Raw genomic sequence first — 19,980 nt, forward strand, 5'->3', positions numbered from 1 at the left:
CTTTAAAGAAACTCTTATTTTGCTCTAATAGCTTGTACGGGGTCTAAACGAGATGCTGATAATGCAGGTATAATTCCTGAAACCAAACCAGCCAATGCAGAAACTATAAAACCTGTAGAAACATTGTTAAGGCTCATTCTGAGTTCTAAAGAATCTTGAGGGATAATGGTTATCAGAAATACCAAGAAAATGCCAATCCCTCCTCCTATCAAGCTCAAAAATACTGCTTCAAACAAAAATTGAAATAAGATAAAGTAGTTTTTAGCCCCTAAAGATTTTTGAATACCTATAATATTGGTTCGTTCTTTTACAGACACAAACATAATATTGGCTATCCCAAAAACCCCCACTAGAATAGCAAAAGAGCCAATAATTGCACCAGCAAAGCTAATTACACTAAAAATAGCTCCCACTTCTTTAGCTATCATTTCGGGACGATTGAGTGCAAAATTATCTTCTTGCATGGGCTTCAATCCTCTTTTGGCTCGCATCAAACCTTTTATCTCCCCTTCTAAATTCATTAAATCTTTATCATCTTCAAAGCCTTTGAGGGAAATGGTAGGTTGGATTCCAAAAATACTGACTTTATAAAGTTTTTCAAACATTCCAAAAGGGACAATACATTGGATATCTCGGCGAGGAGCACCTAAAAAATTCTCCCCCTCTCGTTCCATGATTCCAATGACCACAAATCTTCGTTTTTTAATTGATATTTCTTTTCCTATTGGATTACTAAATGGAAAAAGTTTTTTGGCTACTTCATCACCTATCAGTGTTACGTTTTTGCCTCCTTCCATTTCTTGAAGTGAAAAGTATCTTCCTTCTCTAATTTTAATTTCGGATACTTTGGAGTAGCCATAAGTAGCCCCTATGATGCTTATGCCTTCAATACTATTGGAAATATATTTGACTGTTGCGTTGCCTTTTACAGCATAAAAAGCCACTCCCGAAGCATGTTCAAGATTTTGTTCTAAAAACTTCATTTCGTCTTGTGAAGCAATAGGACGGTTGATATAACGCCACCAGGGATAATCTGGTCCAAACATCCAAGGCCATTTCTGAACATAAATTACTTTATCACCCAAAAAAGTCAAACTTTGCCTGATACTTCTTTCTAAAGAATCTACAATTGTAAAAATGGTTATAATAGCAAAAATCCCTATTGTAACGCCCAGCAAAGAGAGTACAGTTCTAAGCAAATTTGCTCTTAAGGCCTGAATAGCGAACGAAAAACTTTCCCAGATTAATCTTAAAAACATAATATTAAAAAGTAATACTTTAACAACGAATATATTTTAAAGAAATTGATTAATAGACATAAATATTTTGTTCTAAACGAGTTCTTTTTGAAAATATCGTTGTAGCCATGTTTCAGAAGCGATTTGCAACCAATTAGTTTTCAATGTTTCCAAGGTAGTAATTGTATTGTTGAATACCCATGTATCTGTTGTAATTTGTCCACTCTTAACAGCTTCCGAAATTTTTGGAAGTTGTACAGTAAATATCTGATCATTAACTTTAAAAGCTATTAAAGAACGATCTAGAAGTTTTATTTGTAATTTATTTTCAAGATTTTGGATAAAGTGTACTTGCTTGTCAATTGAACAACCTGAAGCTAAATTGATAGTTTCATCTACAGCTATGATAATGAATCTATTATATTCTATTTTTCCTGAAGCTTTAAGTGTTTGTTGGTGAGCTGTCCAGTTTTCTAAAAAACTTTTTAATTCATCAATAATTTGTTCTTGTTCTGATTTTGTAAATTCTCTATCTGCCTGATAAATCCAGATACGAGAGTTTGAAGGCATATTTTCAAAAGATGTGTACATAATTTATAAAATTTATAATCTGTCTTAAATAAAAACACCAAAAAAACACATAAAGTTTGGGCTTTTAGTGGTAGAATTTGTAATTTTAGAGAAATTTTTTGATTTAAAATCCTTTAAACAGATAAACTTTAATATGGATTTTCCTGTCCTGAGTTTGCTTATATTCACGCCTCTTCTTTTTGCATTGTTGGTATTAATTTTACCCAAACAATATCAAAATTATTATAAATGGATAAATTTTACTTCTTCAAGTATTCTTTTGTTGGTTAGTTTTTGGGTTTACACAAAATACCCTTCTCATTTAGCGGGAATTCAAGATATTAAGGGCTTCTTTCTTGTTGAGAAAGCCTCTTGGATAAGTTTAAACTTAGGTTCTTTAGGTAAAATACAAATAGATTATTTTTTGGGAGTAGATAGCCTAAACATATCTATTATTTTACTTGCTAGCCTTGTTCTTTGGATAGGCTCTTTGGCTTCATGGAATATCGAAACCAAGCAAAAAGGCTATTTTGCATTATATTTGATACTTTCAGCTTCTGTTATAGGATCTTTTTGTGCTTTAGATTTCTTTTTGTTCTATCTATTTTTTGAGTTTATGCTTCTGCCTATGTATTTTCTGATAGGTATTTGGGGTGGTGAAAGAAGAGAATACGCATCCATTAAGTTTTTTCTTTATACACTTACAGGTTCTATTCTTATTTTGATAGCCATGATAACGTTGTATATGTCTGTAAAAAGTCCTGAGAGTGGCTATTATACATTCAATTTATTGGAGATGACTCAAAGCAAGAACTTTGTAGGCAATAGTCTTTTAAGTATCGAAAATCAAAATTTAATTGCAGGCTTTTCACCTCGTTTCTGGATTTTTTGGTTATTAGTTGTTGGCTTCTTGATAAAAATTCCTGCTGTGCCTTTTCATACATGGTTACCTGATGCCCACGTAGAAGCTCCTACGGCAGTTTCTGTGGTTTTGGCTGGGATTTTATTAAAAATTGGAGGTTATGGAATTTTGAGAATAGCTTATCCTATTTTTCCTGAAATAGCTGTTCAATACAGTTATTGGATTGCATTTTTGGGAGTATTTTCTATTATCTATGGAGCATTGAATGCTTTAGCTCAACAGGATCTCAAGAAGATGGTGGCTTATTCGTCTATCTCTCATATGGGCTTTGTGCTGTTGGGTATAGGTTCTTTGAATGCAGAGGGCATCAATGGGGCTATTTTTCAGATGTTTAGTCATGGAGTTCTATCTGCTATGCTTTTTGTTATTGTAGGTATTTTATATGATAGAACTCATAGTAGAAAAATCGAAGATTTTAAAGGACTTTTAAGTGCTGTTCCTATTTATGGAAGTTTTGTAAGTATTGCCTTCTTTGCCTCTTTAGGTTTGCCTTTATTTTCAGGTTTTATAGGCGAATTATTTAGTGTTATGGGTGGTTTTCAGTCTGTTGTATTACCTATTTGGATGCCTATATTGGCTACATTAGGTATTATTTTGGGTGCAGGTTATTTTCTCTGGACACTCCAAAAAATGTTTTTGGGAAAACTTTGGCTCAAAAATACAGATTGGCAACTCCAAGACGTTAATAAAAGAGAGTTGTTGATGTTAAGTGTGATGGCTTGTATTAGTTTCATCATTGGTATTTTGCCACAACAAATTTTTCAAAATACCCAACAAGGGGTAATTACACTATTGCAATTATTAAAAATATGATTTTTGATGTACAAGAAGATAATGTTCTCCATGCCAAAACACTACAAATAGAAGGTTTTTTCTCTCATGAAGACTTCTGTAAATTGCTTGAAGAGCATCTACATACCTACAGAACATGGCTTATTAAGATAGAAAAAGCTAAATTTATTAGCTTTTTAGACTTAGAATGGCTTTGTAAATACGAACATTATGAACAAAAGATCGCAGTTGTTTTATCAAAAGATTTTTTTAACAAGGACAGTATTAATAGTCTGAATACAGAAATTATAGCAAAAAATTCTATTCGATTTTTCAATCATATACTCGAAGCCAGAGCTTGGCTTTTCTCATAAAATATCATAAAACTATGAAAGCTTCTCAGCTTTTCACGCAAAACATTAATTTTCAGCTTACTACCGAACAGCAAGAATTTGCCACAAAACTGGATAATTTTTTTCAGGATTCAGAAAAGCGTTCAACCATTATTTTAAGAGGTTATGCAGGTACGGGGAAAACCTTGATGGTGAGTAGCTTGGTTAGAATTGCCTCCAAAATGGGTTATAAAATTTCGTTACTTGCACCCACAGGAAGAGCAGCAAAAGTATTAGGCGGTTATGCCCACAAAAGAGCTTCTACAATTCACAGAAAGATTTACCAACAAACAGATACCAAACAAGGCAATTTCGTATTCAAAAGAGTTAAAAACTCTTCTGAAAAAACCATTTATATTGTAGATGAGGCTTCTATGATTTCAGATACAGCCGTTTTTGGTTCAAAAAGTTTGTTGAATGATTTGATTTCGTATGTTTTTGAGAATATGGGCTCTCAAAATAAGCTGTTATTGGTCGGCGATGTAGCACAATTGCCTCCTGTAGGAGAAAACTTGAGTGTAGCTTTGGATAAAGATTATATGACAAGCAAATATGATTTGGATATTATTTTTCAAGAGTTTACCCAAGTCATGCGACAAGAACAAAACTCAGGGATACTTTATAATGCCACTCTTATCAGAAATAGTCTGAAAAATGAGGATATAAAATTACAACTGAGAACTAAAGGCTACAAAGATTTTTATAAAATGACCAGCGAACGCCTTGAGGACGGACTCAGGTACGCTTATGATAAGTTTGGAATTGAAGATACCATTGTAATTTGTCGTTCTAATAAAAATGCAAATAATTTTAACCAATACATCCGAAGGGCTATCCGATTTGCCGAATCAGAAATAGAAGCAGGTGATTATCTGATGATTGTAAAAAACAATTATTTTGTACTCTCAGATAACGGTCAAGAAGGTTTCTTAGCCAATGGAGATTTTGTTCAGATTCAGAAAATCAGAAATGAAGAAGAAGAATATGGTTTTCGTTTTGCAACAATGGAACTCCGTTTGGTCGATTATCCTGATGCCCCTCCTTTTGAAGCAAAGGTTATCTTAAATTCTCTTTACACTGAACACCCCTCTCTACCCACAAAAGACTATGAGAGTCTTTATAAACAAGTTCTAGAGAGTTATGCTGATATTACTCAACAACGTAAAAGGCAAGAAGCTCTCAAAAACGACCCTTATCTCAATGCTTTACAAGTAAAATTTGCTTACGCCATTACTTGCCACAAATCGCAAGGAGGGCAATGGCAAGCAGTTTTTGTAGAACAAGGATTTTTAACTGAAGAAATGCTCAATATAGACTTTTTGAGATGGCTTTATACAGGACTAACAAGAGCAGAAAAAGAATTGTTTTTGGTAAATTTTAGAGATGAGTTCTTTGAGAGTAATTAAAAAGGGAGATGAAAATCTCCCTTTAATTTTTATGCTTTAATCGCTAACAATGGAATATTGGTTGTATAAACGACTTCTTCTGTTCTACTTCCATCAAAAATCTTGTCCCAGAAACTGCGTTTGTGTGTAAACATCACTATCATATCTGGTTTATAGACACGAGCAAATTCCTTCAAACCTCCATGAATATCATTTTCAGAGTTGGTATGTTGGAAATGCAATTCTAAACGGTTATAACTTAATTTTTCTTTTAAATCTTCTATAAACTTTTGATTATTGAAAGTATCTAACTTTACCATTTCAGGGTAATTTGGATACACATGCACCAATTGTAGGTTTGCATCAAAAATACGAGCAAGCTCCATTACTTTTTCAATTTTCTTTTCGGCGTTTACCAAGTCTGTAGCCAAAGCTATATACTCGATAGCTGTGCTTTGGTAGCCACTTGGAACAGCCATAACAGGTATTTCAGAATTTTGAATAGTATTAGAGGCATTACTCCCAAAAAACACCTTTTTCATACCACTTGAGCCTCTCGTACCCATGATAATTAAATCAGCTTTTTGTTGTTTAGCTACTTCACAAAGGCTTTCTGAAACTAATGGGCTTGTTCGTACCACATATAGAATTTCTCTTTTAGGCAAAGCTGTTACACCAAGTTTTTCAGTATATTCTTTTAACTCTTTTTCCTTGCTAACGACAAAAGCGTCTATCGCATCAGAATGTTGTTTACCTGTTAGTGTAACAGATATTTCTGGTTGTGAAACATTGACAAATACAAAACGGCATGCTGTTTCCTGATTGATTCTTAGAGCCAAATTGACTGCTACAGAAGCATTTTCGGAAAAATCGGTAGGAATGATGATGGTTTTCATTAAAGAAATAATTTGAGTTCCTTTGGTTAAAATTACATAAATATATGCCTTATCTACAAGACTTTAATCACTTTTTTTCATGAATTTAATTATTTGGGCAATCTAAATACTACTGAAAAGGTCATTCGAACCTTTATAGGTGTGTTTTTTTCTTTTCCTACAAACCATACTGGGCTTTCTTCAAATACTCTTATGACCTCTTCATCTAACCCATACCCTAAACCTTTTACAATTTTTATATTTTCTAACTTTCCTGCTTTATTTACAATAAATTGTACAAATACATATCCTTCTATTTTTTTATCAATAGCTGTTTGTGTGTAATAAATATTTTCGTCTAAATATTTATAAAATTTAGGATAACCACCTACTGGTTCGGGCATTTGTTCTGCAACTGTATAAACAGAGTCTATATTAATAGAGTTTTGAGCTTTGAGTACACCCTGAAAGCCTACAAAAAATAATAGCCATATCAGCCATTGTTTTATCATATATTCATCAAAACTGCCAGTTTTTGTGTATCTATACTTTCTGCACAAGCAAAATGCCCTTTGGGGCAGGCTTTGTATCCATGCAAACCACAAGGACGACATGGCAAATTTTGAGCCGTTTCTATTACATAAGATTTTTCTGACACAGGGTAAAATCCAAAATCAGTAACTGTTGAACAATATACAGCACAAACTGGAGCATTAAGAGCTGAAGCCAAATGCAATGGTGCTGAGTCATTTACATAATTCATTGTAGCTTTTTGCATCAATGCTGCCGATGCCAAAAGGTTTAGTTTACCTGCCAGATTATGTAAAAACGGGTGTTTTGCTTTCTCTTTGATTTCTTCACACAATTCAAAGTCTGATTTTGCTCCCAATAAATAAATATTAGTTTCTATCGGCAATAATTTAATGAATTCTATCCATTTATGTATAGGAAATTGTTTGGTAAACCAAACTGAAGCAGGAGCTATACAAATATATTTACTGTCTTGGTAAGGTTTTATTGTCTCAAAGTCGCTTATAGAGGGATAAAGTTTTGGTTTTGCACTTTTTTCATCTGTAATATGAGCTATTAAACTCTGATTTCTATCTATTTCATGTGTTCCTTTTTCGATTTTATGTTTTACCTTATGAGTAGCCCCCCAAGAAAACGGGTTTTTATCGAAACACATCTTTTCTTTTGCACCAGAAAAAGCCATAAATATCCCTGAAGAAGCATATCTTTGCAAGTTTACTACCAAATCGTATTTTTCAAATCTAATTTGCTTTAGAGTTTTCCAAAAGTTTTTATATTTATTTTGGCTCTTATCCCACACCAATACCTTTTTTAAGAATGGGTGATTTTGAAGTAACATTTCGTTACCTTTTCGTAATAAAAAAGTATATTCTGCTTCTGGATAATATGCATAAAGCTTCTCCAATACGGCTGTAGCTAAAATTACATCCCCAATAAAAGCAGTTTGTATAATGAGTACCTTTTGGTAAGTTTTTTTCATTAATTTTTTATTTTTGCATAAAAAAAATATACTTTTTGATAAACTTACGTCAAAAATAGCCATTTTTCAAGGAAAAATTTATACGATTTTTCATTTTTGCATGAAAAAAAATAAAAAAAGTTATTTTTTCCGAATATTTTTTTAAATTTGAATTCTACAAATAAAGCACACCATATGGCAGTTTTATCACAATCAGGAAAGCCCAAGAACTTTATATACGATAGAGCAAAGCATCATTTTTTAGGAAACTTCCCCAATGTTCTTCCTATAGAGCAAGCTTATGTTCATATTGGTATGTTTTTGGGATGGGTATGCGAGAATGATCTTTATAGTGATTTCTTCGAGGAAGAAGCAGCCTTACAAATTCTACGTTTCAGAAGAAGACAAATTAGTTGTTCCATTTTGAGTGCTGTTTGGGATGGTTACTTAGGTTCAGAGTTATTTAACGATGAAGGTAACGACTTTTGTGTATTTTATTATCAAAGTGGTCGTTATAAAAAGGATTACGAAAAAACCTTAGCAGCAGATTTACCCTCTATCTATCACGTAGAGGATAATTGGAAAAACTACGAAAAAATTGCTAAAAAGATTTCTGCTCGTTATAAAAAGTGGAAACAAGACGCAGGCGAAGACACAGAAGCATTATAATCCCTGCGTTACAATAGCTACACTTGCAGAAGTGCCAATTCTATCAGCACCTGCTTGTATCATACTTATTGCATTCTCGTAAGAGCGGATACCTCCAGAAGCTTTTACACCTACAGAAGTAGGACAAATACTACGCATGAGTTGTATATGTTCTACTTTTGCTCCTTCTTTGGCAAAACCTGTAGAAGTCTTTACAAAATCGGTTCCTGCTTCTACACACAATTGGCAAGCTAATTTGATTTGTTCATCATTCCAGTAAGCTGTTTCTAGAATCACTTTCAATATTTTTTCTCTTTCATGAGCTAATTTAGCAAGTTGTGCAATTTCTATTTTTACCCAATCATAAGAGCCATTGGCAAAGGCCGAAAGCGTCATAACCATATCCAGTTCATCTGCACCATCTTTGATAGCCGTTTCCATTTCTTGTCTTTTGGCTTGCGTTCTCTGATATCCCAAAGGAAAGCCTACTACTGTAACCGTTTTAATGTCTGTACCTCGTAAATCTCTATGGGTTTTTTCTACCCAATAAGGTGGTACACAAACTCCTACGAAATTATACTCTTTTGCCTCTCCTATCAATTTATCTATTTCGCTGGAGGTAGTGAGTGGATTTAAAATCGTATGTTCTATATAAGACGCTATATTATTCATAAATACTTCCTTGATGTTGAAAATCAAATTTAATAAGTTATTGAAACATAACCATAAAAAAAGACCTTTAGAATTTTAAAGGTCTTTTCATTTTTTTATTTGATAAGTAACAATTCTCTGTATTTTGCCAAAGGCCATGCTTCATCGCTGATAGTAAGTTCTAATTTATCCACAGCATAACGAAGAGGCTCAAAATAAGGTTTTACTTTCTCGCTATAAATTTTAGCTCGTTTTTTCACATCTTCTGTATTGTTTGCCTGCTTACGAGTTTCAATCATATCACGAACATTAGTTTGCAAATCATTCACATAATTAGCTATTTTCTTGACTGTTACAAGTGTACTCTCTACCAAAGCATCTTCAATACCTATTGCTTTCAAGCTTCTTACATATTCTACCAATTTATTTTGGTAAGAAATAGCAGTAGGAATAACATGATTTACAACCAATTCACCCATCATACGAGATTCTATTTGAATCTTTTTAATATATATTTCTAATAAAATTTCATAACGAGCATCTAATTCTCTGTGTGATAAAACATTGTGTTTTTCAAAAATCTCAATAGTCTTTTTACTTACAAAAGCCTCCAAAGACTCCACACAAGAAGTAACATTGGTTAAACCTTTTTTCAAAGCTTCTTTTTTCCATGCTTCTGAATAACCATCTCCTTCAAAAATAATTTTCTTACTATCTTTGATATAGCCTTTCAAAATATTGATAATAGCTGCTTCTTTCTTTTCACCTTTAGCTATACGTTTATCTACTTCCTCTTTAAATAGAGCCAACTGATTTGCCATAATTGTATTGATGACAATCATATTAGAAGAACAATTTGCAGAAGAACCTACAGCTCTAAATTCAAATTTATTACCTGTAAATGCGAATGGAGATGTTCTGTTACGGTCTGTATTATCTAAAAGTACAGGAGGTATTTTATTAATGCCTGTTTTCATATAGATATTCTCACCTTTAGAAACTTTTATAGTAGCTTTTTTCTCTAATTCATCTAAGATTTCACTCATTTGAGCACCCACAAAAACGGAGATAATTGCAGGAGGAGCTTCATTTGCACCTAAACGATGTTCGTTTGCAGCCGACATGATACTTGCACGCAATAAATCTGCATTATCGTGTACAGCCTTGATAACATTGATAAAAAAGGTTAAAAATCTTAAATTATCTTTTGCTTTGGTACTTGGTGAAAGCAAATTGATACCTGTGTTGGTTTGTAAAGACCAGTTGTTATGTTTACCACTACCATTGATACCTGCAAAAGGTTTTTCGTGGAAAAGCACTTTCAAATCGTGTTTGTCAGCAACTTTTTCCATTACATCCATCAAAAGCAAATTATGATCAACTGCCAAATTTGCCTCTTCAAATGTAGAAGCACATTCGAATTGAGCAGGAGCTACTTCATTGTGACGTGTACGAATGGGAATACCTAACTTTAAACATTCAATTTCAAAATCTACCATAAATGCTCTTACACGAGAAGGGATTGAGCCAAAATAATGGTCTTCTAATTGTTGTCCTTTAGGAGGAGTATGTCCAAAAAGTGTTCTACCAGTAGAAACTAAGTCTGGACGAGCATAATACATGGCTTTATCCACCAAGAAATATTCTTGCTCAGGTCCTAATGTTGCAATAGTACTGGTAACATCAGAATCAAAATATTGAGCAACAGATGTTGCAGCTTTATCTACAGCATGCAAAGCTTTCAACAAAGGCATTTTAAAATCCAAAGCCTCACCTGTATAAGAAACAAATACGGTAGGAATACACAAAGTCTTTGTCCCATTATCTTCCATAATAAAAGCAGGAGACGTTGCATCCCAAGCTGTATAACCACGAGCTTCGAAAGTAGAACGAATACCTCCACTGGGGAATGAAGAAGCATCTGGTTCTTGTTGAGCCAAAGCTGAACCTTTAAATTTCTCAAGTACTCTGCCATCACTTTCTAAATCGAAAAAAGCATCATGTTTTTCGGCTGTAAGTCCTGTAAGAGGTTGAAACCAGTGAGTATAGTGTGTTACACCTTTGCTCATTGCCCAACTTTTCATACCAGAAGCCACACTATCCGCCAATTCTAAGCTTATAGGCTGCCCTTGAGCAATAGCTGATTTTAATTTTTTGTAGGTGTCAGCATTCAAGTATTGTCGCATTGCTTCGTCACCAAATACATTGACACCAAAATAATCAGAAATTTTTTCTGAAGGGGGAGTTACTTTTACAAAAGGACGGTCTTGGGCTTGTTTTATAGCCTCAAATCTTAAAATTGACATAATTTTTAAAGATTTAGGATTAAATTTGATGCAAAATTATTAAAATTTATATACTTTTTAAATTTTTAAGTATAAAAAATGTCTTATTTTTAAAAAAAACCTTTTTTATTGATTTTAGAACCTTTAAATATTTTTTTTCGTTAAAATTAGGACATCAAAACTCTAAATTTTTATGAAAAAGTCGATTGTATTATTTTTATTTATCTTATGTCAGCAGTTTGTTTTTGGACAAAATTTTTCAGTAGGCCCTATTCTAGGATTGAACTACTCTAATTTACGAGGAGATAATACAGATAATAGTTCTGGTAAATTAGGTTTTGCTGGTGGTATTTTTGCTAATTATAGCATTACTGATGATTTTGGTTTAACAGGACAACTTCTATATAGCCAACAAGGTGCAAAATTTGAAGTTTTAGGAACAGAAACCTCCACTAATTTCAATTACTTGCAAGTACCTATTTTGGGTGCATACTATTTTGGTAAAAACAACTTCAAGCCAAAAGTGCTTTTAGGTCCTCAAATTGGCTTTTTACTCTCAGCAAAAGACAAAGATGGAAATGATTTAGACCCTAATGGGACTTTATTAGAGACAACAGATTTTGGAGCTACCCTTGGAGTGGGTTTCAATTACAATTTAGCTCCTAAAATTTGGCTAAATGCAGATGTTCGTTATAATTTAGGTTTGACAGATTTAGACAAGGGGACTACCAAGCTTTATAATTCTAACCTTGCTTTGATGGTAGGTGTAAGTATTGGCTTTAAAGATTATGATATGAAAAGTGGCTCTTTTTCAAAAAACAAAAAATAGTCAAAAATTATTTAAGTTTCATAAAAGGCAATAGAATTGAGTTTCTATTGCCTTTTTTTATATTTTTCAGTAAAAAAATTTCATTCATAAAACAAATATCTTAATTTGGCAATAAATTATTGTTACAACATGGAAAATCGTCATAACGCAATTCAGCAACCTGCAGAAATTTTATTAAAAGAAATTGAATTAGAAAATCAAATCAGGGAGCAACTAAATGAGACCCAAATATATTTTGACTATAACTTAGTACCTGATAAACAAGACCATAAAACGCCACTCATCAAACTTGACCTTATCACGATTAACAGAGAACATAATCAAAAATTTTTATTCCATTCAACCAAAGGAGGAAATAAGATAGCTATTTTAGAAGATATGATAGCTTATATTAGTGAATTCAAAAAGAATCAAGAGAGTTATCAGATAGAATGGTTAGATGCAAAAAGCAACGAAAAAGTACAAGTTTCGTGGTTTAGAGGAAACGATATTTTTGATGTATTGCAAAAATTCTATTATGATAAAAAGCAGAGCCGTTTTAAAATTCTTAAAATCAACTTAATGCCTGAAGCGTAATAATGCCTATAAAAACATTCAAAAAACTCAAAAACTATTTTATCCCCAAAAATTACCAATCTGATATTTCCGTTTTCAAAAAATCTGAAAATGTCATAGAAGCAACTTTGGTCGGGATTATATTCTTAACTGTTCTTATACCTTTAAATCTTACTCTTGAACTTTCCATAAGTGCTTCGACAGTTATTGGTATAATTGCTCTTTTGTTTGTTAGTCTATATTCTTTTAAAAAAACTGGATCCTTAATTTTATTTGGTAATGCAATAAGTTTTAGTATTTATTGTATAGTTTTAATTGGCAACATAGAAACAGGAGGAATCAAATCTCCTGCAATTGCTTCCTTTCTATTATCTGGTATTATTGCTTTTTTGTATGCTGGCAAAAAAATGGGTATTATTTGGATGTCTATAGGTATTTTATCCATAGTAACGTTAGGTATTCTTGAATTAAGTAATAATGGATTTAGTAGTAAATTAAATAGCTATCAGACTATCCTATTTGCTATTTTTACAAATTCGCTGTTGTCTATTTTTTTAATGTATATTATTCGTTTTTATGTTAGTGTTCTTAAAAGTATTAGTAGAAGAAATATTTTAAAAACAGAAAAAATGGAAAGATTTAATCAAGTACTTTCCGAACAGCAAAATGAAATTGAAGAAAAAAATAAAGAACTAGTAAATTTATACGAACAATTTAATAAACAAAATCAAGATCTCATCTTACAAAAAGAACTTTTACAAACACAAAACGATGAATTAACAAAAACTTATGAAGAACTAATAGATAGCATCTATTACACAAAAAAAATTCAGATGGCTCTTTTGCCTCAAATAGACCTTATGAAACCTCACTTTACAGATATGATGGTTTTATATAAACCTAAAGAAATTTTAAGTGGAGATTTTTATTGGTTCACATCTGTTAATGAATATTTATTTCTGATTGTTGCTGACTGTACTGGACATGGTATTCCTGGGGCTTTTATGACTGTTATTGGTAATGATTTATTGAATCATATCATTAAGGAAGATCAAATTTTTAGCCCTAAAGAAATTTTAAAAATGCTTGATAAAGAACTTAATAAAACTCTCCAACAAGATAAAGAAAAGCCTTACAATGTTACAGATGGTATGGATATAGCCATTTGCCGAATACATAAAAGTACTAAAGAAGTTTGTTTTGGAGGTGCCAAAAGACCTCTGTTTATTGTAAATAAAAATGGTGTCAAAGAAATCAAAGGCTCAAGAATAGGTATTGGAGGTTTGGCTAATATGGAAAAAGATTTTGAAGAACACTCTATTCAATCTACTACTGAAGATGTTTTTTATATGTCATCTGATGGATTTACTGATCAGTTTGGAGGTGAAAATGATAGTAAATTCCTAACGACTCATTTCAAAGAAAAGTTATTACAATTTTATCCAAAGCCTCTTGAATACCAAAAGCTTTATTTAAATGAGCTTCATGACACATGGAAAGGTTTTATCAATGAGCAAACTGATGATATTCTGGTCGTTGGATTCAAAATATAATCAGTTATTCCTCTATTGATAATTGAAAAGTAATGAAATGAACTAATCTCCTTTATACTTTTGTTTTTTAAAACTTTTATTAAATGGTTTTCTAGTTTTTTGGCTATTTCCTTTCTTAACAGGTTTTTGTTGTATCGTCTTTTTTTCAGGAGTACCATTTATCATTGGAAATGGGTGTTCAACGACTACAGGAATTTTCTTATTGATTAACTTCTCAATATCTTTCAAATAAGCTTTTTCTTCTGCATCTATAAATGAAATAGCTGTTCCTTTTGCTCCTGCTCTACCAGTACGCCCAATTCTGTGGACATAAGTTTCAGCAATATTAGAGGTTTCGTAGTTAATTACAAAAGCCAAATCATCCACATCAATACCACGAGCTGCAATATCAGTTGCTACCAAAACTCTTGTTGATTGCTCTTTGAAATTGGATAATGCTCTTTGTCGAGCATTTTGGGACTTATTTCCATGAATTGCCTCAGCTTTGATGTTTTCTTTCAACAATGCTTTGACGACTTTATCTGCCCCATGTTTTGTTCTAGTAAAAACTAAAACCGTTTTGATGGCTTTATCCTTCAAAAGTTCTAACAATAACTTGTTTTTGTTTTCTTTGTCAACATAATATACTGATTGATTGATTAAATCAACAGTAGATGAGACAGGTGTAACTGAAACTTTAAGAGGATTCATCAAAATACTTGATGACAACTTAATGATTTCTGGAGGCATTGTTGCAGAGAAAAAAAGCGTTTGACGCTTTTTAGGTAGTAAAACCAGTAATTTTTTGATGTCTGTAATAAAACCCATATCTAGCATACGATCCGCCTCGTCCAAAACGAAAAACTCAATCGTATTTAGTTTGAGCAAACCTTGATTGATAATGTCTAAAAGTCTTCCTGGTGTTGCAATAATGATATCAACTCCTTGTCGAATAGCTGTTACTTGTGGATTTTGATTAACGCCACCAAAAATAACTGTACTTTTCAGATTGGTATGTCGTCCATAAGCTGCAAAACTCTCTTCTATTTGTATAGCAAGTTCTCTTGTTGGTGTGAGAATCAAAGCTCGAGCTTTTCTGGATTTCTGTTGTGAAGGATTTTCAGAAAGAAGTTGCAAAATTGGGATTGCAAAAGCTGCTGTTTTGCCTGTTCCCGTTTGTGCAACAGCAAGTAAATCTTTTTTATCTAAAACAATCGGGATCGCTTGTTCTTGGATTGGTGTTGGGTTTTGATAACCTTCTTCGTCTAAAGCCTTTAAAATTGGCTCAACTAAGTTTAATTCACTAAATTTCATCGATTATTTTTTATGAACCTACAAAGATAGTTTATTTTCTTAACTAAAAGAATTAAGTAACTACCAAGCCATCAAGAAGCTTAGAAAGTTCAAGCAAAAAAATCAATATTTAGATTCTTTTTTGGTTTATGAAAAAACCTATCAAATTTTAAAATCTGATAGGTCTAAAATATTGGTTTTTATTAATTTACCACTTCGCCTTTTAGAGTCAGTATCAAAGATTTATTTTCTGCATTTGAAAGAATTGTAGCTGTTTTTGTAAAACTACCCACAGCATTCGCATTGTAGGTTACTTTTACATAGCCTGTCTGATTGGAAGCAATAGGTGTTTTTGTGAAATCGGCAACTGTACAACCACAAGAAGTTTGAATATTTTCCATAATAAGAGGAGCTTTTCCCGCATTTTTCACTACAAATTCTACAGTTATAGGTTTACCTTGTGGTATTTTACCCATATCACGTGTAGTATTTTGTACTTCAATAATAGCTTTACTTGTTTCATCTATATTTTTGAAAGACATTTGAATAGATGCAATAGAAGCCAAAATAACGAAAGTCAATAATAATCTTAGATTTTTCATAAACGTATTTTTTAGAGTGAAACCATGTCGTCTTGCAAGAACGTTACAAACATACAGAGCTTTTTTATAAGGCTGTGTTACACAATTCTTAATATTTGTTAATGAAATGTTAATGACAAAAAAGTATCTATTTTTTCGTTTAAATTTGTTTATCAGATTTTACAGATATGCAAAACCGAACCATTCAAATTTTAATAGCCTTAACACTTATCATGCTTATTGGGATAGGTGTTGCTCAGTTTATTTGGTTTCGGAAAGCTTTCGATTTGAAAGAAAAACAGTTCAATCATAATGTACACTTGGCTCTTAGAGGTGTAGCAGAGCGTTTTTTTGTCTTTACCAATCAAGCCGTTCCTGAAACAAGCCCTGTAGAACAACTTTCCAACAATTATTTTACGGTGATGCTCAACGCTGAAATAGATGTGAGTTTGCTTGAAGGGCTACTTGTTACAGAATTTTCTAAACGAAATCTATCTCTCGATTTTGAATATGGGATTTATAATTGCCAAAATGAACAGATGATTTATGGCAATTTCATTGAAAAAGAGAACAAATTTCGTATAGGCAAGCAGATTAAAGAATTACCCAAATGGGAGAAAGACAATTATTATTTTGGAATTTATTTCCCTAAAAAGAACCATGAACTCATAGCCGAAATGGATTTTTGGCTATTCTCTCTGATTGTATTATTAGCACTCTTAGGACTTCTGATTTATACCATTACCATGATTTTAAAGCAAAAAAGACTTTCAGAAGTCCAGAAAGATTTTATCAATAATATGGCTCATGAGTTTAAAACTCCGCTATCCACAATTTTAGTTTCCTCCGATTTACTCAAAAAACCTGTTATTCAGAAAGATACAGAAGCTACTAATCGTTATTTGGGCTTAATTCAAAACGAAACATTACGTATCAAGGAGCAAATAGAACGTATTTTACAAGTGGCTCAATTTGAAAAAGTGGAACTTCAGATTACTCGTTTTAGTTTGCATGAACTAGTAGAAAAAGTTTTAAATAGTTTACAATTGGTTTTGGAACAAAAAGAGGCACAAGTTATTTTAAGTTTGGATGCAAAAGAAGATTTGATTGAAGCTGACAACATTCATATTGAAAGTATGCTCCTTAATTTGCTTGAAAACTCATTAAAATATTGTGATAAAAAACCTATTATTCGAATACAAACATCTAATACTAATCAGTATCTTCAAATTAGCATTATAGATAATGGGATTGGTATTGATAAAAAGCATCATAAAAAAGTGTTTGAAAAATTTTACAGAGTTCCTACTGGTAATTTGCACAATGTAAAAGGTTTTGGATTAGGTTTGAGCTATGTAGAGGCTGTTTTAAAACGTCATAAAGGATATTTCACTCTCAAAAGTGAAAAAAGCAAAGGCACAACCATTGAAATTTTTATTCCTCATGTATGAAAACTAAAATACTATTTGCTGAAGATGATCCCAATCTTGGGAAAGTAGTAGCTGATTATTTGAATATTTCGGGTTATCAAACCATGCTTTATTCTAATGGTAAATTGGCTTGGGAGGCTTTTCTTTCTGAGTGTTTTGATATTTGTTTATTGGATGTCATGATGCCTGAATTGGACGGTTTTAGTGTAGCAAAACTTATTAGAGAAAAAAGCACCCATATTCCAATTTTATTTATCACTGCCAAATCTATGGAAGAAGATAAAATTGAGGGTTTTAAAATTGGGGCTGATGATTATATTTTAAAACCATTTAGTATTGAAGAACTGATTTTACGTATTGAAGTTTTTTTAAGAAGGAGTAAAAGTATTTCTACTCAACCCAAAGAAAAAAATACTTCTTTGGGCAAATACACCTTCAATTACACAAATTTAAGTCTTTCCATTGCTTCAAAAACCAAAGTACTTACACAAAAAGAAGCTGATATTTTACAAATGTTTAGGGATAATTTAGGGAATATTGTAAAAAGAGAGGAGTTGCTTATAAAAATTTGGGGTAATGACGATTATTTTTTGGGTAGAAGTTTAGATGTTTTTATTTCAAAACTTCGAAAATATTTGAAAGATGATGAAAATATAGAAATCAAAAATCACCATTCTATTGGTTTCCAATTAATTATACATCAATAAAATTTATTTTCTCTTTTCCACTGATACATTGGATTTATTGATAGGCTTTTTTAATTTTGTAACTCATTTATTCAACACGAGTTATGTTACAGATTCAATTTATCAGAGAAAATACTGAAAAAACTATAAAAGGGCTACAAAAAAAGCATTTTGCTGATGCAGAAGAAAAAGTAAAAGAAGCTTTGGCTTTGGATGCTCAACGCCGTGAAGCCCAAAAACAACAAGATGATGCCCTTGCCAAATCAAATCAGCTTTCTAAACAAATTGGTGTTTTGATGAAAGATGGTAAAAAAGATGAAGCTGAAAACGTAAAACAAGAAGCCAAAAGCCTTTCTGATGAAGCCAAAACTCTTGTAGAAAAAGCATCTGAATTAGAAGAAAAATTATATCAAATATTAGTAACATTTCCCAATTTACCTTCTGAACAAGTTCCTGAAGGTAAAACAGCCAATGACAATGTAGTGGTTGAATCTCATGGAGAAGTGCCTACATTACATGAAGGTGCTTTACCACACTGGGAACTCATTGTAAAGTACGATATTATCGATTTTGAGTTGGGTAATAAAGTTACTGGAGCAGGTTTTCCGTTTTATAAAGGAAAGGGAGCTAAATTGCAAAGAGCTTTAATCAATTTCTTTTTAGATGAAGCTGAAAAGGCTGGTTATTTTGAAGTACAGCCTCCTATTTTGATTAACAAAGATTCAGGCTTTGGAACAGGACAACTTCCTGATAAAGATGGACAAATGTATCATGCTACAGTAGATGATTTTTACCTGATACCTACAGCCGAAGTACCTATCACCAATATGTACAGAGATGTGATTGTAGACGTAGAACAATTACCTATCAAAAATGTAGGCTATACTCCTTGTTTTAGAAGAGAAGCTGGTAGTTGGGGTGCTGATGTAAGAGGGTTGAACCGTTTGCACCAATTTGATAAAGTCGAAATTGTACAAATTCAGCACCCAGAGAAGTCTTATGAAACGCTTGAGGACATGCGAGAGTATGTACAAGGGCTTTTGGAAAAATTGGAATTGCCTTACAGAGTTCTAAAACTTTGTGGTGGAGATATGAGTTTTACATCTGCCCTTACTTACGATATGGAAGTGTATTCTGCTGCTCAGAAACGTTGGTTAGAAGTGAGTTCCGTGAGTAATTTTGAAAGCTATCAGGCGAACCGTTTGAAATTGCGTTATAAAGGTGATGATAAGAAAACTCATCTTTTACACACACTCAATGGTAGTGCTTTGGCGTTGCCTCGTATTGTGGCAGCTATTTTAGAAAATAAACAAACTGAGGATGGTATCAATATTCCAAAAGTATTGCACCCTTATACAAAGTTTGAGAAGATATAAAAAGAAATTCACCTCGTTTGGTAAAACCCAAACGAGGTGAAATATAAATCATTAGATTTTGGGCAATGAAAATGTTGAAATTTTTAATTTTATTAATTATTGCACTATTAATCAATGGTATATGTAGATTTTGTTCAAATTTCAAACTAGATTATCCTGAGGTGGAAATGTCTTTGAATGAAACAGCTTTTTTAAAAGAAATAAAATTACACTATTCTTTTAGAGATATAGATCGTTCATTCAAACTGAAAGAGAATAGTGATGAGTATGATTTTTATATAGATGTTGAAAATCTTGATGAAATCAATATTCAGAAAATTAGTGAGGAAATCATTGAGAAAATGGAAACAGAAAAGATACTCGATAAATCCATTCAATATATTAGGTTTTTCTATTCAGAAAAAGAAAAAAAGAAATCTTTAGACTTTGAAAAACAGTATTCTGGAGATTTTATTTCAGATAATAACTAATA

General features: G+C 32.2%; 20 protein-coding genes. 11 read left to right on the forward strand and 9 right to left on the reverse strand.

Annotated features, from left to right (window positions below; translation table 11 throughout):
* Window positions 1–14: 14 nt before the first annotated feature.
* Together AD998_00120 and AD998_00125 are read right to left on the reverse strand one after the other, a co-directional pair.
* Window positions 15–1,262: an ABC transporter gene (locus AD998_00120; protein ID KOY84769.1), complete on the reverse strand. Its 1,248-nt coding sequence runs from the start codon at window positions 1,260–1,262 to the stop codon at window positions 15–17.
* A gap of 69 nt (window positions 1,263–1,331) precedes the next feature.
* The gene (locus AD998_00125; protein KOY84770.1) at window positions 1,332–1,829 is read right to left on the reverse strand and encodes a hypothetical protein; all 498 of its coding nucleotides are present in this window, start codon (window positions 1,827–1,829) and stop codon (window positions 1,332–1,334) included.
* 133 nt (window positions 1,830–1,962) lie between these two features.
* On the opposite strand from AD998_00125, the gene AD998_00130 reads away from it, so the two are divergent.
* Genes AD998_00130 through AD998_00140 form a run of 3 tightly spaced genes read left to right on the forward strand, consistent with a single transcriptional unit; the run spans window position 1,963 to window position 5,299 of the window.
* The gene (locus AD998_00130) at window positions 1,963–3,543 is read left to right on the forward strand and encodes an oxidoreductase (GenBank protein ID KOY87983.1); all 1,581 of its coding nucleotides are present in this window, start codon (window positions 1,963–1,965) and stop codon (window positions 3,541–3,543) included.
* Entirely contained in the window at window positions 3,540–3,875 is a 336-nt protein-coding gene (locus AD998_00135; GenBank protein KOY84771.1) for a hypothetical protein, read from the forward strand. Before AD998_00130 ends, AD998_00135 begins: the two co-directional genes overlap by 4 nt.
* 14 nt (window positions 3,876–3,889) lie before the next feature.
* Window positions 3,890–5,299, forward strand: a complete 1,410-nt coding sequence (locus AD998_00140; protein KOY84772.1) for an ATP-dependent endonuclease — start codon at window positions 3,890–3,892, stop codon at window positions 5,297–5,299.
* Window positions 5,300–5,328: 29 nt separating this feature from the next.
* Here AD998_00140 and AD998_00145 read toward each other — a convergent pair whose 3' ends face one another.
* The 3 genes from AD998_00145 to AD998_00155 all read right to left on the reverse strand — a co-directional run bounded on the left by AD998_00145 (window position 5,329) and on the right by AD998_00155 (window position 7,663).
* On the reverse strand, window positions 5,329–6,174 hold the full coding sequence (locus tag AD998_00145) for a hypothetical protein (GenBank protein ID KOY84773.1): 846 nt from the start codon (window positions 6,172–6,174) through the stop codon (window positions 5,329–5,331).
* An 89-nt stretch (window positions 6,175–6,263) separates the two neighbouring features.
* The gene (locus AD998_00150) at window positions 6,264–6,665 is read right to left on the reverse strand and encodes a hypothetical protein (GenBank protein KOY84774.1); all 402 of its coding nucleotides are present in this window, start codon (window positions 6,663–6,665) and stop codon (window positions 6,264–6,266) included.
* Window positions 6,662–7,663, reverse strand: a complete 1,002-nt coding sequence (locus AD998_00155) for a heptosyltransferase (GenBank protein ID KOY87984.1) — start codon at window positions 7,661–7,663, stop codon at window positions 6,662–6,664. Before AD998_00155 ends, AD998_00150 begins: the two co-directional genes overlap by 4 nt.
* Before the next feature lie 174 nt (window positions 7,664–7,837).
* Between AD998_00155 and AD998_00160 the strand changes: the two genes are divergently transcribed.
* Window positions 7,838–8,311 (forward strand): hypothetical protein, encoded by a 474-nt coding sequence (locus AD998_00160; GenBank protein KOY87985.1) that lies wholly within the window; start codon window positions 7,838–7,840, stop codon window positions 8,309–8,311.
* Here the strand turns inward: AD998_00160 and AD998_00165 are convergent.
* Complete coding sequence (locus tag AD998_00165; GenBank protein ID KOY84775.1) at window positions 8,306–8,962, reverse strand: deoxyribose-phosphate aldolase; 657 nt, start codon at window positions 8,960–8,962, stop codon at window positions 8,306–8,308. The genes AD998_00160 and AD998_00165 overlap by 6 nt on opposite strands.
* A 95-nt stretch (window positions 8,963–9,057) precedes the next feature.
* Window positions 9,058–11,247: a glutamine synthetase gene (locus AD998_00170; protein KOY84776.1), complete on the reverse strand. Its 2,190-nt coding sequence runs from the start codon at window positions 11,245–11,247 to the stop codon at window positions 9,058–9,060.
* Window positions 11,248–11,419: 172 nt separating this feature from the next.
* Here AD998_00170 and AD998_00175 point away from each other — a divergent pair, with 172 nt between their 5' ends.
* From AD998_00175 to AD998_00185, 3 genes are all read left to right on the forward strand, one after another.
* The gene (locus AD998_00175; GenBank protein KOY84777.1) at window positions 11,420–12,055 is read left to right on the forward strand and encodes a hypothetical protein; all 636 of its coding nucleotides are present in this window, start codon (window positions 11,420–11,422) and stop codon (window positions 12,053–12,055) included.
* Between the two features lie 282 nt (window positions 12,056–12,337).
* Window positions 12,338–12,631, forward strand: coding sequence for a hypothetical protein (locus AD998_00180; protein ID KOY87986.1), 294 nt, complete (start codon window positions 12,338–12,340; stop codon window positions 12,629–12,631).
* Between the two features lie 2 nt (window positions 12,632–12,633).
* Window positions 12,634–14,163, forward strand: a complete 1,530-nt coding sequence (locus tag AD998_00185; GenBank protein ID KOY84778.1) for a hypothetical protein — start codon at window positions 12,634–12,636, stop codon at window positions 14,161–14,163.
* A 42-nt stretch (window positions 14,164–14,205) separates the two neighbouring features.
* On the opposite strand, the gene AD998_00190 is transcribed toward AD998_00185, so the two are convergent.
* Window positions 14,206–15,456, reverse strand: coding sequence for a DEAD/DEAH box helicase (locus tag AD998_00190; GenBank protein KOY84779.1), 1,251 nt, complete (start codon window positions 15,454–15,456; stop codon window positions 14,206–14,208).
* Between the two features lie 182 nt (window positions 15,457–15,638).
* Window positions 15,639–15,977: a hypothetical protein gene (locus tag AD998_00195; protein ID KOY87987.1), complete on the reverse strand. Its 339-nt coding sequence runs from the start codon at window positions 15,975–15,977 to the stop codon at window positions 15,639–15,641.
* Window positions 15,978–16,204: 227 nt separating this feature from the next.
* Between AD998_00195 and AD998_00200 the strand changes: the two genes are divergently transcribed.
* The 4 genes from AD998_00200 to AD998_00215 all read left to right on the forward strand — a co-directional run bounded on the left by AD998_00200 (window position 16,205) and on the right by AD998_00215 (window position 19,978).
* Entirely contained in the window at window positions 16,205–17,467 is a 1,263-nt protein-coding gene (locus AD998_00200; protein KOY84780.1) for a hypothetical protein, read from the forward strand.
* Window positions 17,464–18,153 carry a transcriptional regulator gene (locus tag AD998_00205; protein KOY84781.1) on the forward strand — a complete coding sequence of 230 codons (690 nt, stop codon included), beginning with the start codon at window positions 17,464–17,466 and terminating at the stop codon, window positions 18,151–18,153. Before AD998_00200 ends, AD998_00205 begins: the two co-directional genes overlap by 4 nt.
* An 83-nt stretch (window positions 18,154–18,236) precedes the next feature.
* A complete protein-coding gene (locus AD998_00210; GenBank protein ID KOY84782.1) occupies window positions 18,237–19,508 on the forward strand; it encodes a seryl-tRNA synthetase in 1,272 nt (423 codons plus the stop codon).
* Between the two features lie 65 nt (window positions 19,509–19,573).
* Complete coding sequence (locus AD998_00215) at window positions 19,574–19,978, forward strand: hypothetical protein (GenBank protein ID KOY84783.1); 405 nt, start codon at window positions 19,574–19,576, stop codon at window positions 19,976–19,978.
* Window positions 19,979–19,980 lie beyond the last annotated feature (2 nt).

Source organism: bacterium 336/3, from assembly GCA_001281695.1.
GTDB lineage: Bacteria > Bacteroidota > Bacteroidia > Cytophagales > Thermonemataceae > Raineya.